Source organism: Pseudomonas sp. 8O (genome assembly GCF_902506495.1).
In the GTDB taxonomy this organism is placed as follows: Bacteria; Pseudomonadota; Gammaproteobacteria; order Pseudomonadales; family Pseudomonadaceae; genus Aquipseudomonas; species Aquipseudomonas chaetocerotis.
This window is the reverse complement of record NZ_LR733264.1, coordinates 1,838,740-1,854,601: the sequence shown is the minus strand read 5'-3', so window position 1 is coordinate 1,854,601 and position 15,862 is coordinate 1,838,740. Positions and strand designations below refer to the sequence as shown.

At 65.0% G+C, this 15,862-nt stretch carries 13 protein-coding genes; 10 read left to right on the top strand and 3 right to left on the bottom strand.

From position 1 onward, the window contains the following. Positions 1–169 precede the first annotated feature (169 nt). Complete coding sequence (locus GV002_RS11285; RefSeq protein ID WP_160018455.1) at positions 170–2,887, bottom strand: cation-transporting P-type ATPase; 2,718 nt, start codon at positions 2,885–2,887, stop codon at positions 170–172. Between the two features lie 175 nt (positions 2,888–3,062). On the opposite strand from GV002_RS11285, the gene GV002_RS11280 reads away from it, so the two are divergent. Further along, the gene (locus GV002_RS11280) at positions 3,063–3,911 is read left to right on the top strand and encodes a universal stress protein (protein WP_160018454.1); all 849 of its coding nucleotides are present in this window, start codon (positions 3,063–3,065) and stop codon (positions 3,909–3,911) included. Between the two features lie 80 nt (positions 3,912–3,991). Here GV002_RS11280 and GV002_RS11275 read toward each other — a convergent pair whose 3' ends face one another. Both GV002_RS11275 and olsB read right to left on the bottom strand, forming a co-directional pair. Beyond that, on the bottom strand, positions 3,992–4,774 hold the full coding sequence (locus GV002_RS11275; protein WP_160018453.1) for a lysophospholipid acyltransferase family protein: 783 nt from the start codon (positions 4,772–4,774) through the stop codon (positions 3,992–3,994). A gap of 68 nt (positions 4,775–4,842) precedes the next feature. Beyond that, positions 4,843–5,574, bottom strand: coding sequence for an L-ornithine N(alpha)-acyltransferase (olsB, locus tag GV002_RS11270; protein ID WP_160018452.1), 732 nt, complete (start codon positions 5,572–5,574; stop codon positions 4,843–4,845). A 148-nt stretch (positions 5,575–5,722) separates the two neighbouring features. Between olsB and GV002_RS11265 the strand changes: the two genes are divergently transcribed. From GV002_RS11265 to GV002_RS11225, 9 genes are all read left to right on the top strand, one after another. Continuing rightward, a complete protein-coding gene (locus GV002_RS11265; RefSeq protein ID WP_160018451.1) occupies positions 5,723–6,613 on the top strand; it encodes an acyl-CoA dehydrogenase family protein in 891 nt (296 codons plus the stop codon). A gap of 66 nt (positions 6,614–6,679) precedes the next feature. Continuing rightward, positions 6,680–7,465: an MBL fold metallo-hydrolase gene (locus GV002_RS11260; RefSeq protein ID WP_160018450.1), complete on the top strand. Its 786-nt coding sequence runs from the start codon at positions 6,680–6,682 to the stop codon at positions 7,463–7,465. Positions 7,466–7,623: 158 nt separating this feature from the next. Then, a complete protein-coding gene (locus GV002_RS11255; RefSeq protein ID WP_160018449.1) occupies positions 7,624–8,742 on the top strand; it encodes a serine hydrolase domain-containing protein in 1,119 nt (372 codons plus the stop codon). Continuing rightward, on the top strand, positions 8,739–9,059 hold the full coding sequence (locus GV002_RS11250) for an amidase (protein WP_160018448.1): 321 nt from the start codon (positions 8,739–8,741) through the stop codon (positions 9,057–9,059). The genes GV002_RS11255 and GV002_RS11250 overlap by 4 nt, the downstream gene beginning before the upstream one ends. A gap of 203 nt (positions 9,060–9,262) precedes the next feature. Then, a complete protein-coding gene (locus tag GV002_RS11245; protein ID WP_160018447.1) occupies positions 9,263–9,835 on the top strand; it encodes a YceI family protein in 573 nt (190 codons plus the stop codon). Between the two features lie 2 nt (positions 9,836–9,837). Beyond that, positions 9,838–10,992, top strand: coding sequence for a phospholipase D-like domain-containing protein (locus GV002_RS11240; protein WP_178094647.1), 1,155 nt, complete (start codon positions 9,838–9,840; stop codon positions 10,990–10,992). Positions 10,993–11,178: 186 nt separating this feature from the next. Next, positions 11,179–12,195, top strand: a complete 1,017-nt coding sequence (locus tag GV002_RS11235) for an alpha/beta fold hydrolase (protein ID WP_160018445.1) — start codon at positions 11,179–11,181, stop codon at positions 12,193–12,195. Between the two features lie 360 nt (positions 12,196–12,555). Then, positions 12,556–14,349, top strand: a complete 1,794-nt coding sequence (locus tag GV002_RS11230) for a DUF1302 domain-containing protein (RefSeq protein ID WP_160018444.1) — start codon at positions 12,556–12,558, stop codon at positions 14,347–14,349. Positions 14,350–14,376: 27 nt separating this feature from the next. After that, positions 14,377–15,744, top strand: coding sequence for a DUF1329 domain-containing protein (locus GV002_RS11225; protein WP_256667062.1), 1,368 nt, complete (start codon positions 14,377–14,379; stop codon positions 15,742–15,744). Positions 15,745–15,862: the final 118 nt, after the last annotated feature.

Here is a 15,862-nt window from a genome sequence, read left to right as displayed (position 1 = left end):
CTGCGGTGCGCATGGCGCACCCTACGGGAGTTCCCGGCATCCGTAGGGGGCGCCGCTGAAGCGCCTCCCACGGGGTTTGGCGATCGTTCTGGGCAGGTTGGCGATGCATGAGCACCGTGGGAGGGGATTTAGCCGCGACGACCATCGCTCAAGCCCCTCTCACAGAGGCTCAGGCCGCCTGGGCATACAGGCCAAAGCGCCGCACCACCCATTTCTCCAGTTCCGCCACGCTGAACAGCGCCAGGCCTGCCAGCAGTACCCGCAGCCACTCATCCGGGCTCATACCGACTGAGCCAAACACAGCCTGCATCGGCGGCGCATAGGTGTAGAGCGCCTGCAGCACCAGGCAGACGGCGATGGCCAGCAGTACCGCGCGGCTGCCGAACAGGCCGTCCAGGCTGAGCACGGAGGCGAATATGCGCCGGCTGTTGATCAGGTAGAACACTTCGCACATCACCACGGCATTCACTGCGATGGTGCGGGCGCTTTCCAGGCTGTTGCCGCGCTGCATTTCCCAGAGGAACAGGCCGATACCAGCGCCGGCCATCAGCAGCGATACCAGCAGCACGCGCCAGACGAAGAAACCTGACAGCAATGACTCGTTCGGCGCCCGTGGCGGGCGGTCCATCAGCCCGGATTCGGCCGGTTCGAAGGCCAGAGCCAGGCCCAAGGTCACCGAGGTGACCATGTTGATCCACAGCACCTGTGCCGGGGTCAGTGGCAGGGTCAGCTGGAACAGGATGGCGGCGATCACGATCAGTGCCTGGCCGCCGTTGGTGGGCAGGGCGAAGAGGATGAACTTCTTCAGGTTGTCGTAGATCGCCCGGCCCTCGCGCACGGCACCGGCGATGGTGGCGAAGTTGTCGTCGGCGAGCACCACTTCGGCCGCTTCCTTGGCCGCTTCGGTACCCTTGTCACCCATGGCCACGCCGACGTCGGCGCGCTTGAGGGCCGGCGCGTCGTTGACGCCGTCGCCGGTCATCGCCACCACGTCGCCGCTGGCCTGCATGGCCTGTACCAGGCGCAGCTTGTGCTCCGGGCTGGCGCGAGCGAACACCTCGATGCCAGGCAGTACCTCGCGCAGGCTGCGCTCGTCGAGCAGCTCCAGCTCGGCGCCGGTCATCGCTGGCATGCCGATACCGATACCCAGCTGGGCGCCGATGGCACGGGCGGTTTCGGCATGGTCGCCGGTGATCATCTTGACCCGTATACCGGCGCGCTGGCATTCGGCGACGGCGGCGATGGCTTCCTCGCGCGGCGGGTCGATGATGCCGACCAGAGCCAGCAGGGTCATGCCCTGTTCCACATCGGCGAAGTTCAGACTGCGTTGGGAGGCCGAGGTCGTGCGGCTGGCGATGGCCAGCAGACGCAGGCCACGGGCAGCCAGATCGGTGGCCTGGCGCCGCCAGTAGTCGGCGTCCAGCGGCTGCACGCTACCGTCGGCATCGCGCTGCTCACTGCACATTTCCAGCAGGCGCTCCGGCGCGCCCTTGAGGTAGATCACGCCATGGCCCTGATGGTCATGGTGCAGGCTGGCCATGAAGCGATGCTCGGACTCGAAGGGGATGCTGTCGCTACGCGGCAGTTGCTGGTTCAGTGTCGGGATCTCCAGCCCGGCCTTCAGGGCCAGGGTGTGTAGCGCGCCTTCGGTGGGATCGCCTTGCAGGCGCCAGTTACCTGCGGCGTCCTGCTGCAACTGGGCGTCATTGCACAGGGTGGCGGCGCGGGCGACTTCCAGCAGTGCGGCATCCGGTTCCACCAATGCACCGTCGAGATGGAAGGCACCCGCCGGGGCATAGCCAACGCCGCTGACGTCTAGCACACGGCTGGCGCTGACCAGACGCTGCACAGTCATTTCGTTGCGCGTCAGGGTGCCGGTCTTGTCCGAGCAGATCACCGTCACCGAACCCAGGGTTTCCACGGCCGGCAGGCGCCGCACGATGGCGTTGCGCCCGGCCATGCGCTGCACGCCGAGGGCGAGAATCACCGTCATCAGCGCCGGCAGGCCTTCGGGTATGGCGGCAGCGGTCAGCGCCACCACCATCATGAACATCTCGGCCGGGTCCTGGCCGTGCCAGAAGGTACCGAGGGCGAAGGTGGCCAGGGCGAAGATCAGGATGGCCAGTGCCAGCCAGCGGCTGAACTGCTCGATCTGCCGCAGCAGCGGCGTGGTCATCGCCTGCACCTGTTGCAGCATGGCGCCGATGCGGCCCAGCTCGGTGTCAGCACCCGTGGCCACTACCACGCCGCTGGCCTGACCACTGGCCACCAGAGTGCCGGAATAGGCCATGCAGCGGCGGTCGCCCAGCGCCGCGTCCGTCTGGCAACGGGCCAGGGATTTCTCCACCGGTAGCGATTCGCCGGTCAGCGCCGCCTCCTCTACCAACAGGTTCTTCACGTTGATCAGGCGCAGGTCGGCCGGCACCTTGTCGCCGGAGACGAGCAGGACGATGTCGCCTGGCACCAACTGATCGGCGTCGATCTCGCGACGCTCGCCGCCGCGCATGACCAGGGCGTGCGGCGACAGCAGGTTGCGAATGGCGTCGAGGGCATTCTCCGCCTTGCCTTCCTGGATGAAGCCGATCACCACATTGATCAGCACCGCAGCGAGGATCACTCCGGTATCGACCCAGTGGCCGAGCAGGGCGGTGATCAGGGCTGCAGCCATCATCATGTACAGCAGTACGTTGTGGAACTGGTACAGCAGGCGCAGCAGCGGTCCGCGTCGTTTGGGTGGTGGCAGACGATTGGGGCCGTGACGTTGCAGGCGCAGTTCGGCTTCTTCCTGGCTGAGACCGCTGGTGCTGCTGTGTTGGGTGTCGAGCGCTTGTTGTGCAGTCAAACCGTGCCAGGTGTGGTCACTATGCTGTGAGGGGGCGTTGCCCATGCGGCGCGTCTCCTTCGTTGGGCCGGGCTGCACCTGTCGAACGCCATCTGGTGGCACAGTGAGCAGTCCTGATTACCCTAGCCCGCTTTACCGCGTCGGGCCTGACCTGCATCAAGGAGTACGGAGTCTGGAGGGGCTTGAATGTAACGCGGTGCTAACCCACGGAGGAAACGAGATGATCAAGATTCTGGTAGCGACCGACCTGTCCGAGCGTTCGGCGCACGCGGTACAACGGGCCGTGCAACTGATCCGTCGCCAGGGGGGCGGTGAGTGGAACCTTGTGCATGTGATCGATGACGATGCGCCGGCCGCGCACGTGCAGCGTCAGGTGCAGCAAGCCGAGACGCTCTTGCAGGCGCAGGCCGAACGCCTGGGCGAGCAGACCGGCAGCGTTCCGCGAGTGATCGTGGGCACCGGCGAAGCCTCCACGATGATCGTCGAGAGCGCGCAGGGCGTGGGTGCCGATCTGCTGGTGGTGGGCGCGCATCGCAAGTCGGCGCTGCGCGATTTCTTCGTCGGCACCACGCTCGAACGCGTGGTTCGCAGCAGCCATCTGCCCGTGCTGCGGGTCAATGGCCCGGTAACGCGGGAGTATCGTCATGCGCTGCTGGCGATGGACCTGTCGCGCACCTCGCAACAGGCGCTGAATCGGGCGCGTGAGTTGGGCCTGGCGAGCCTGGACAACCTGCATGTGGCCAGTGCGGTCGAGCCGGTGGCGGCGGGCGCGATGATGGAAGCCGGCATCAGCGCCGAGGTGCTGGAGAACCAGTGTGAGCTGCTGCGCCAGCAACTGGTTGAGCGTCTGGATACAGTCGGGGCGAAGCTGGGCCATGAGCGTTTGCGGGTGCAGATCGGCTCGCCCGAAGGTGTGATTGGCGAGGCCTTGCGTCAATCCGGCGCGGACCTGCTGGTCCTGGGCACTCACGCCCGTGAAGGTGTGTCGCGCTTCTTCCTCGGCAGCGTGGCCAGTCGATTGCTGGCCTCGCTCGACAGCGACGCGTTGATCGTGCCGCCGGCTGACTGAGCGGTTATGACCTGTAGCCTGGATGAAATCCAGGGAGCCCTTGCAAAAGCCCCCGGATTGCATCCGGGCTACGCGGTGGATTAGGCGGCTTCGGCTTCGGTCGGCACCATGGCGGGCGTTTCCAGTTGCAAGGCGCTGGCGATGATGGCCTGGCTGTGCCGGGCCAGTTCATTGCGGCTGAGTGATTCGCTGGGGATCGGTGCGAGCAGGCGTATCTCCACTTCACAGGCCGAACTTGAAAGCAGGCGCAGCAGGTGCGAAAGCATGTCGTCGTCGCCGACAAAGGGCGCCACCGGGCAGGGCTGGCCATCGCGTAAATAACGGATGGCCACCGGTTGTACGGCCGCGCCGCTGTCGATGGCGCTGCTCATCAGGCGGCCGTGGAACGTGCGCAGGGCCAGGCCGTCGGTGGTGGTGCCTTCCGGGAATATCAGCAGGTGATGGCCCTGCTGCAGATGGCGGGTGAGCTGCTGGCCGACCTGGCTGCTGTCGCCTGCACCGCGACGGATGAACAGCGTGCCGGCCTTGTGTGCCAGCCAGCCCGCGACCGGCCAGGCGCGTACTTCCGCCTTGGACAGGAAGGACAGCGGCTGCAGGGCGCCCAGCAGCGGAATGTCGGTCCATGACACATGGTTGCTGACCCACAGCATCGGTTGCGTCGGCAGCTCGCCCTCGACCCGCACGCGAAACGGCAGAGCGCCGCCCAGGCGCGCCAGAAACCAGCGGGTCAGACGTTGGCGCAGCGGCATCAGGTCATGCCGAACCACCCGCTCGAACAGGCTGACGATGCCGGCCAGCAAGGTGCCGAAGGCGATTACCAGGGCCAGGTGCAGCAGGCGCAGGGCCAGGCGCAGTCGGGTCATGCAGGACTCCAGATGAAAAAAGCCGGCCTCTGTCTACAGGGCCGGCGCAGGGGATGCAAGTGTAGCTGTCAGACTGCAGCCTTGAAGTGCCGGGCGTAGCGTGGGCACAGCTCGTCGCGCTTGAGCAGGATGAACACGTCGGCGACCTGGAAGTCGCGGTCCCAGCAGGGTTCGCCGCAGATCTTCGCGCCCAGGCGCATGTAGGCCTTGAGCAGCGGCGGCATCTCGGCGATGACGTTGCCCGGCACATCCAGTTGCGGTAGCGGGTGCTTGGGCTCGGCGCGCAGGTGTTCGGTGCACAGGTAGCGCTCACGCAGGCGCTGCATGATGGCCTGGGCCTGGATGCCGCCGTCCTGCATGGAGATGCTGGCGCAGCCCATCAGATAGCGATAGCCACCTTCGTTGAGTACCTCGGCCAGCTCGCCCCAGAGCACGGCGATGGTGGCGCCGTTGCGGTAGGCGACATCGACGCAGGTGCGGCCGATTTCCAGTACCGGGCCTTCCAGTTTGGCCAGGCCGTGCAGGGCGAACTCCTCTTCGCTGTAGTAGCGACCAAGGCCCGCAGCGGCCTGGTGATCGAGCAGGCGAGTGGTGGCGACCAGTTCGCCGCTGTTGAGGTCACGCACGCCGATATGTCGGCAGTGGATGTCGTAGTCGTCCATGTCCAGACCCAGTTCGGCGCCATTGAGCTTGGCATCGAATTCCGCGCTGAATACGCGATAACGCAAGGCCTGAGCTTCACGCAGGGCGGCGGGGCCTTGCAGGCGTTCGGCCTGCAGACGGCGAGCAGTTTGAGTCATGCCAGATCCTCCGTGTGCCGGCTGAGTGCTTGCAGCCGGTCGATCTTGTTGGGCAAGCTCAGGCTAGGTAGCTGCAGTGTCACCACCGTGACGCTTTTCTTATGCTTATGTGACAGCGGCGCAAATGCTGCTGCGAGGAGCCTGTGCGATGCCCTGGTCGAGTCTGTTTCAGCCCGGTGAACGCCTGACTGCCGAGGCGGGCCTGGAAGACTGGTACGCCCGCTTGCTGGTGCGTCTGGGCGGCACGCCGCAACCTTTCGAGCTGGCGCTGTTGGGCGGCCTGCAGGCGGCTACGCCGGGGTTGGCGTTTCTCGCCGGCTATCAGGCGGCGTTGCGCGTGCTCTGGCCTGCAGCGCCCTGGACGGCCGGCGCCCTGTGCGTGACGGAGAACCGCAGCACTCGGCCGGCGGACATGAACACACGCATCGATGGCCTGCAGATCACCGGGCGCAAGGATTTCGTCACCGCCGCCGAATGCGCCGACTGGCTGCTGGTGGCGGCGCGCGAGGAAGGTGAGGGTGAAGCGCCGCGGCTGGCGCTCGGCGTGGTACGCCAGGGCGCGCCGGGCGTTTGTATCGAGCCGCTGCCGGCACTGCCGTTGATGCCGGATATCGGCCATGCGCGACTGCACCTGGAGCAGGCCCAGGGCGAGCGTCTGGCCGGCGACGGCTGGAGCGACTACGTCAAACCCTTCCGCACCCTGGAAGATGTGCACGTACTCACTGCTGTTGTCGCCTGGCAATTTGGTGTGGGGCGCGATTCTGGCTGGCCTGAAGCGCTGCTGTTGCGTCTGCAGGCGCTGCTGGCCGGCTGTGCCGAGGTCGCTCGGCAGGCGCCCGATGCGCCCACTACCCATCTGTTGCTGGCCGGGTTGTTCGCCACGCAGCAGGCGTTGGCGGGCGAGCTGGAGGCGGCCTTTGCCGCTGGCCCGGCGCAATGGGCCGAGCTGTGGCAGCGCGACAAGGGCTTGCTGCGCATCGCCGAGGCGGCGCGCAGCAAGCGCCTGGAGAACGCGCGGCGGATTGTCGCCGCCCGTTGATCCATATCAGTACTGGCTGGCGGTCGTACGCATAAGGTTGCCTCGCGAATCATCCAAGAGGTTTCCATGCGCCGCGAGCCCATCGTGCTGTTCGATAACGGCAGCCACCAATGCCTGATGTTCGATGACCTGGTCAGCGGCGAAGGCGTGCAATCCAACCAGTTCCTGATCACCGACAACGAGCAGTACCTGCTGCTCGATCCGGGCGGTGACCTGACCTACACGCCGCTGTCGCTGGAGCTGTCCAAGCACATCCCGGTGCAGGACCTGACCTACATCTTCGCTTCGCACCAGGACCCGGACATCATCGCCTCGCTGGACAAGTGGCTGCTGCACACCCGTGCGCGGGTGATCTGCTCCAAGCTATGGGCGCGTTTCCTGCCGCACCTGACCGCCAATTACCTGGTGCTGAGTCGTGGCATCAACACCTTCGATCGCATTATCGCGTTGCCGGATCGCGGCCAGAGCATTCCACTGGGCAAATGCTCGCTCAAGGCCGTGCCGGCGCATTTCCTGCACTCGGTGGGTAACTTCCAGGTGTATGACCCGGTGAGCAAGATCCTCTTCTCCGGTGACATGGGCGCCTCGATGGTCGATGACGCCACGCCGGTACGCGACTTCGTCAACCATGTGCCGAACATGGAGGGCTTCCACCGCCGCTACATGGCGGGCAACAAGGCGTGTCGCCTGTGGGCGGCGATGGTGCGGCAGATGGATGTGGCGATGATCGTGCCGCAGCACGGTCGGCCCTTCGTCGGCCCGGAAATGATCAGCGCCTTTCTCTACTGGATCGAGAACCTCGAATGCGGTCTCGACCTGATGGGGCCGGAGGATTACCAACTGCCCAGATAGCGGTAGGGTGCGCTGTGCGCACCGATACCACTTGGCAATCGGTGCGCACGGCGCACCCTACCCCTGCCTGAATGAAGGTGGGGGATGGCGTTTTCGTCACTTCAAGCCGTCACCATGGCCATGCTAGGGTGCGCCACGATTTCTGATCGAGGCCGCCCATGTCCACCTCCTTGCTTCGTCGACTGAGCCTGGCGCTCGGTTTCAGCCTGGCTGCCAGCACCGCCCTGGCGGAAAACTGGCCGCAACCCGACTGGCAGAGCCAGCCACGCGTCGAGAGCGCCGCGCTGGCCGAGCTCGAACATTACGCCTTCCCGGAACGCAATGACGCCGAACGCACGGGCGTGCGCACCGATGCGCTGCTGGTGATCCGCGACGGGCAGATCGTCTACGAGCGCTATGCCGAACCGACCACGGTGCAGACTGCGCATCTCTCCTGGTCGATGGCCAAGAGTCTGCTGGCCAGCACCTTGGGTGTGGCTTATGGCGAAGGGCGCTTCAGGCTCGACGCGCCCGCTGCGCAGTACTACCCGGCGATGGCCGAGCATCCGCAGATCAAGATCGGACACTTGCTCAACTGGGCCTCGGGTCTGGCCTGGGAAGAGGACTATGAATACGCGCCGCTGAAATCCTCGGTGGTGGCCATGCTCTACACCCGCGGTCGCGCCGACATGGCCGCCTTCACCGCCGCGCATGCCGCAGACGCCGCGCCAGGGACGCGCTTTCGTTATTCCAGCGGCGACAGCAACGTGCTGGCGGCCGCGTTGCGTGGCATGGTCGGCGAGCCAGCCTATGCCGACTATCCCTGGACGGCGCTGTTCGAGCCGCTGGGCATCACCCGTGCAGTGTGGGAGCGCGACGCCAGCGGCACGTTCATCGCTTCCTCCTACGCCTACATGACTGCGCGCGACCTGGCCCGTGTCGGTCTGCTGATGCAGCGAGGCGGCCGCTGGGGCGAACGCCAGTTGTTGCCGGCTGCCTGGGTCGATTTCGTATCCACGCCTTTCGCCAGCTATCAGCCGCAGTTGGCCAAGCCGGGCGATGCCGTCCCAGGCGGGCATTGGTGGCTCAATGCCGAACTGCCGGGCAGCGCGCGACCCTGGCCGGATGCACCGGCCGATACCATCGCTGCGCTCGGGCATTGGGGGCAGGGGCTGTACGTGATGCCCGAGGAAAAACTGGTGGTGGTGCGCTACGCCGATGACCGCGACGGCAGCTTCCAGCACAACGAACTGCTCAAACGCGTGCAGGCGGCTTTCGCCACGGAGGTGCAGCCATGATTCGTCGTCATCCGATTCTCAGCGTGGTGGCGCTGTTGGTGATTCTGCTGCTGGCCTGGGCCTGGCCGAATCGTGCGCATCTGGCGGCGTTCCCCGACATCATCGGCGCCTATACGGCCAAGGAGTACTGCTCCTGCCGCTACGTCAGTGGCAACCCGGCGGCCTATTGCGAAGGCTATGTGAAGCAGTATGTACCGATCAGCAGCCTGCTCGATGACGCGAGCGCCAAGCGCGTCACCGCCAGCGGCCTGGGTCGCACCCACAGCGCGGTCTGGCTGGGTGAGCGGCAGGGCTGTCAGCTACTGCCGAATGAGTAGGGCCTCTCCCCGGACTCCTCTCCACCAGGCGTGCCCCATGAATGGGAGAGGGAAGCCAAGCGCGTAGCCCGGATGAAGTCCGGGGCATGTTGGTGAGGTGCTCCCGGATTGCATCCGGGCTACGGGTGGAAGAGGCGCCGGGCTTTGCAAGGCGGGCCGTGGCGACTATCGTTGCCGCCTGGTCACGCCTTTTTCGAGTTCTCATGCGCCGTTCGCTTCTCGCCCTGTTGCTTGCCGCTGCCTTGCCCGTTCACGCCGACTGGTATCTGGACAACGAATCTTCGCGTCTTTCGTTCATCTCCACCCATTCCGGCAGCCAGTCGGAGGTGCATCGCTTTCTCACTCTGCACGGGCAGATCGCGGCCGATGGGCGCGCGCGCCTGCGCGTGGATCTTGATTCGCTGAGCACCGGTATCCCGCTGCGTGACGAGCGCCTGCGTGCCATGCTGTTCGACACCTCGCGTCTGCCCGAGGCGCGCATCACTGCCCAGGTCAACCTGCCGCAATTGACCGACCTGGCACCTGGCGCGCAGCTGGAGTTGCGGTTGCCTCTGCAACTGACCCTCAACGAGCGTACGCGCGAACTGGACAGCGAACTGCTGGTCACGCGCCTCGATGATCGCCGCTTCCAGGTGGTGACCCTGGCGCCGCTGGTGCTGCACGCCGAAGATTTCGCCCTGGCCAGTGGCATCGAGGCGCTGCGTAAAATCGCCGAACTGCCGGCCATCAGCCTGTCGGTGCCGGTGGGTGCCGTGCTGATCTTCACGGCGCGTTGAGCGTGCATGCGCGCGGCAGCATCTTTCCCTGGCGAGGCGGCAATCGCTTCGAATTGCTGCTGGACGGCCCGGTGTTTTTCCCGCGCATGCTGGCAGCCATCGAGGGCGCCCGGCAGCAGGTGGAAATCGAGCTCTATCTGATCGAAGACGGCCGCTGCAGCGAGCGTCTGGTCGACGCGCTGTGCCTTGCGGCTGAGCGCGGGGTGAGGGTGCGTGGTCTGTTCGATGCCTACGGTGCGGCAGGCCTGGGCATCGCGTTGCGTGAGCGCATGCAGGCCGCCGGTGTACAGCTGCGCTGGTACAACCCGGTGCGCTGGCGGCGGGGTATCCGCAATTTTCACCGCGATCACCGCAAGCTGCTGCTGGTGGACCAGCGCCTGGCCTACGTTGGCGGCACCGGCTCCACCGATGAATTCTGGTTGCCAGACGAGCCTCGAAGTCCCTGGCACGAAGTCATGGTGGAGATCGAAGGACCGCTGGTGGGCGACTGGCAACAGCTGTTCGAGCAACTTTGGCGCGCACGATTTTCCTGGCGCCCGAGTCATCAGCCGATACCGCTGAGCCTGCCCGAGTGCCCGCCGGTCGGGGTTGGTCTCGGGCGTGTCGCCTATGCCGACGCGGCACAGCATCGCGACATTCTGCTCTCACTGTTGCGCGCGCTGAAGGGCGCCAAGCAGCGCGTCTGGCTGGCCACGCCTTACTTCCTGCCGACCTGGAAAATCCGCCGTGCCCTGCGCCGCGCAGCCGCACGTGGGGTGGAAGTGCGCCTGCTGTTGGCCGGGCGCAACACCGATCACCCGCCGGTGCGTTTTGCCGGGCAGCGCTATTACCCGAAACTGCTCAGGGCTGGCGTGCGCATTTTCGAGTATCAGCCGCGTTTTCTGCACCTGAAGATGGTGCTGGTGGACGATTGGGTCAGCGTCGGCTCGTGCAACTTCGACCACTGGAACCTGCGCTTCAATCTCGACGCCAATGTCGAGGCGCTGGACCCGGATTTTACCCGAGCAGTGACGGCCAGCTTCATCGAGGATTTTGGCGTCAGCCGCGAAATCACCCTCGACGATTGGCACCAGCGCCCCTGGTGGCGTCGTGCGCAACAGCGCCTGTGGGGTTGGCTGGATCGGTTGGCGGTGAATGTGCTCGATCGCTGGCGCTGAACGCCTGAGCGATCCGCCCGGAGCCATGAGCTTCGCCGGAAGGCTCTATCTCAAGGTTTTCGGTCATATCCTGCAATGCATTGCCACCTTGGTGGTGGGGGCGGTTGCTATAGTCGATCGCTTCTTTACGCCTGCGTCTGGTCGTAGCAGGCGTTCAGCATTGAACCCCGATACAGGAATGCGCCCGTGAAGAAAACCCTGCTCCTCGCGACACTTTCCGCCAGCCTCCTTCCCCTCTCCGCGCTCCAGGCTTCGCCGCAGGCCGGGTATGGCCCTCAGCTGGAAGGTTTCGAGTATCCCCACCCGATCCAGCGCTTCGAATTCAGTTCGCAGCAGCAGGCTCTGTCGATGGGCTACATGGACGTGAAGCCAGCCGGCCAGGCCAATGGTCGTACGGCGGTGCTGCTGCATGGCAAGAATTTCTGCGGCGCGACCTGGGAGGCGACCATCAAGGCGCTGAGCGATGTCGGCTACCGCGTGATCGCGCCGGATCAGATCGGTTTCTGCAGTTCGAGCAAGCCACGTGGCTATCAGTTCAGCTTCGGCCAACTGGCCAGCAATACCGACGCGTTGCTCGAGTCGTTGGGTGTGGAGAAGGCCACGGTGATCGGCCATTCCATGGGTGGCATGTTGGCCGCGCGCTACGCCCTGAGTCATGCCTCGCGTGTCGAGAAGCTGGTGCTGGTCAACCCTATCGGTCTGGAGGACTGGCAGGCGGAGGGCGTGCCCTACGTGACGGTGGACCAGCTTTACCAGGGGGAGTTGAAGACCTCCTACGACGGCATCAAGAACTACCAACTGAAGTTCTACTACAACGGTGTGTGGAAGCCCGAGTACGACCGCTGGGTCGACATGCTCAATGGTATGTACAGCGGCCCGGGCAAGCAGATCGTCGCCTGGAACCAGGCCCAGACGGCAGAGATGCTGTTCACTCAGCCTGTGGTGCACGAGTTTGCCAACATCAAGGCGCCGACCCTGCTGCTGATCGGAGGCAAGGATCGCACCGCCCCAGGCGCCAATCGTGCGCCGGAAGAAGTCGCGCAGCGCCTTGGCAACTACCCGGAACTGGGTCGCAAGACTGCCGAGGCGATTCCCGAGGCAAAACTCGTGGAGTGGCCGGAGCTGGGCCATTCGCCGCAGGTCGAAGCGCCGGTGCTGTTCCACGAGGTCCTGTTGCGCGAACTGGCGGTCGGCAGCAACTGAGCGACCCGGCAGAGCCCGATTTCGGGCTCTGCCGATGGTGATCGGATTTAGGCGCTCCCGGCGGCCGTCGTTCCAGCCCTGTCTTGTCCGGGCTTCGCGCGCCCTGTTCGCGGCGGTGTGCCGCCCCTGCAGTTCAGCGCCGCAGCGCATTGGGCGGCACGGTCTGCCAATAACAATGAATAGTTCCCTACCTCTCTGATACCCCGTCATTCAGCACGCTGAGTGTCGCGGCCTGCGGCCCGCGCCAGGGCGCCATTCATCCTTTCGGGCGACAGATGAAATCCCTCCTTGGTGCGCTTATCCGGGATGTGGTCGCTGCGTAGGGTTCCCTGCAGTTGCACCCCACTTCAGGAGACCCGCATGACAAGAACAACAGGGCCCGGACTATTCCAGCCGCACACCTTGGCTTTGGCCGTCGCCGTCGGTTTCGTCGCACCGGCGCAGGCCGTCAACTTCAACATCGGTGAGATCGAAGGGCAGTTCGACAGCTCGCTGTCGGTCGGTGCCAGCTGGTCGATGCGCAGTCCGGATCGCGATCTGATCGGCCCCAACAACGGCGGCCAGGGCCAGGCGCAGACTGGCGATGATGGACGCCTGAACTTCAAGAAGGGCGAGACCTTCTCGAAGATCTTCAAGGGTATTCACGACCTCGAACTGAAGTACCGCGATACCGGCGTGTTCGTGCGCGGCAAGTACTGGTACGACTTCGAGCTCAAGGACGAAAGCCGCCTGTTCAAGGATATCGACGACAGCAATCGCAAGGAGGGCGCCCAGTCTTCGGGGGCGGAAATTCTCGATGCATTCCTCTACCACAACTACGCCATTGGCGATCTGCCGGGCACGGTGCGGATCGGCAAGCAGGTGGTGAGCTGGGGTGAGAGCACCTTCATCGGCAACAGCATCAATGCCATCAACCCGATCGACGTGGCCGCCTTCCGCCGCCCAGGCGCGGAGATCAAGGAAGGCCTGATCCCGGTGAACATGCTCTACCTGTCGCAGAGCCTGACCGATCAGTTGAGCATGGAAGCCTTCTACCAACTGGAGTGGGACCAGACCATCATCGACAACTGCGGGACCTTCTTCTCCACCGCCGATGTGGCCGCCGATGGCTGTGACAATGGCTATCACATCGGCTCGCCAGCCATTGCGCCGTTGCAGCCGGTTGCTGCTGCGTTCGGTCAGGGCTTCCGCGTCGACAGCGAAGGGGTGATCCTGCCGCGTGCCGGTGATCGCGATGCGCGCGACAGCGGCCAGTGGGGCCTGGCCCTGCGCTGGCTGGGTGACGAGACCGAGTACGGCGCGTACTTCATGAACTACCACAGCCGCACGCCCATCGTCAGCACGCAGAACGCCGGCCTGGCGACCCTGGCAGCGCTGCCGGGGATCATTGGCACCGCCAATGGCATCGTACCGGGCAGCGGCGCGGGGCTGGCGCAGAGCGTGATGCTCGGCAATGGTCGCTACTACCTCGAGTACCCGGAGGATATTCGCCTCTACGGCATGAGCTTCTCCACCACACTGCCCACCGGCACTGCCTGGGCGGGTGAGGTCAGCTACCGGCCGAACCTGCCGCTGCAGATCAACACCACCGACATGACCCTGAGCCTGCTCAACCCCATCGCCCCTGGCACTGCACCGGTCGCCGCCGGGCCTGGCCAGGACAACGTCGGTTACCGGCGCAAGGAAGTCACCCAGGTGCAGACCACCTTCACCCATTTCTTCGATCAGGTAATGGGCGCCGGGCGCTTCACCCTGGTCGGCGAGATCGGCATGGCCCATGTCGGTGGCCTGGAGAGCCGTGAAGACCTGCGCTACGGCCGCGATTCGCTGTTCGGTGCCTATGGCTTCCGTGGCGACACCCACGGCTTCGTCACCAGCACCTCCTGGGGCTACCGCGTGCGTGGCATCTGGGAGTACAGCAACGTGTTCGCCGGGGTGAACCTCAAGCCGAACGTCTCCTGGTCGCATGACGTCGACGGCTACGGCCCCAACGGCCTGTTCAATGAGGGTTCCAAGGCCGTGAGCATCGGTATAGACGCCGACTACCGCAATACCTACACCGCCAGCCTGTCGTACACCGACTTCTTCGGCGGTGATTACAACGTCGCGGTCGACCGCGACTTCCTGGCGCTCAGCTTCGGCGTGAGCTTCTAGGCCATCAGGATCAGTTGAGGAATGCAGATGAATACAACTCTGAAGATGCTCGGCGCACTGTCCCTGAGCCTGCTGGCCAGCGGTGTGCTGGCCGCGGTCAGCGAGCAGGAAGCAGCCAAGCTCGGTACCAGTCTGACCCCGTTGGGTGGTGAGATGGCCGGCAACACCGCCGGCACCATCCCCGCCTGGACGGGCGGCATGGCCAGCGATGCCGGTCAGGTCGATGCGCGCGGTTTTCTCAGTGACCCCTTCGCCGGCGAGCAGCCACTGTTCACCATCACCGCACAGAACCTGGAGCAGTACCGCGACCAATTGTCGGCCGGGCAACTGGCGATGTTCGCGCGCTACCCGGACAGCTATCGCATGCCGGTGTACCCGACGCACCGCAGCACAGCGGTGCCGGACGCGATCAATGCAGCAGCCAGGACCAGCGCGCTGAAGACCGGTCTGCGTGATGGTGGCAACGGTTTGACCGGCTTCACTGACAGCCGCTATTACGCCTTCCCGATTCCGCAGAACGGCCTGGAGGTGGTGTGGAACCACATCACCCGTTATCGCGGTGGCAACCTCAAGCGCAGCATCGTGCAGGCTTCGCCGCAGACCAATGGGGCCTACACCCTGGTGCATTTCGAGGACGAGGTGGCCTTCCCGGAGAACATCCCCGATGTCGATCCAGGCAAGGCGGAAAATGCTCTGTTGTTCTTCAAGCAACGGGTCACCGCACCCTCGCGTCTGGCCGGCAACGTGCTGCTGGTGCACGACTCGCTCGATCAGGTCGCCGAGCCGCGCATGGCCTGGCTGTACAACGCCGGCCAACGACGGGTACGGCGGGCGCCGCAGGTGGCGTACGACGGTCCGGGTACCGCCGCAGATGGCCTGCGTACCTCGGACAACTTCGACATGTTCAACGGGGCGCCGGATCGTTACGACTGGAAACTGGTGGGCAAGCGCGAGCTGTTCATCCCCTACAACAACTACCGCGTGGCCATGCCTCAGGTGAAGTACGAGGACATCCTCAAGGCAGGCCACGTCAATCAGGACCTGATCCGCTACGAGCTGCACCGGGTGTGGGAAGTAGAGGCGACGCTCAAGGCGGGCGAGCGCAACATCTACGCCAAGCGCCGCTTCTACGTGGACGAAGACTCCTGGCAGATCGCCCTGTCCGAGCACTACGACGGCCGCGGCCAGCTCTGGCGTGTCGGCGAGGCGATGTTGATGCAGCAGTATGCGCAGAAGGTGCCGGTCTACGCTTTCGAGGCGCTGTACGACATCATCGCCGGACGCTACATCGCCATCGGCATGGCCAACGAGGAGAAAACCTCGGTGCAGTACGGCACCCAGGCATCGGCCAAGGACTTCACCCCGGCCGCACTGCGTAACGCCGGCGTGCGCTGACCTGGCAGCAGCCCGAAGCAAGCCGGTGTCGCCCTGTGCGCCGCCGGCTTTTTTGTGCACGCCTCTCTTGTGAATCTCGCGCCATAAGCGACAAGGGGTGGTCCCACGCGGTAAGCGG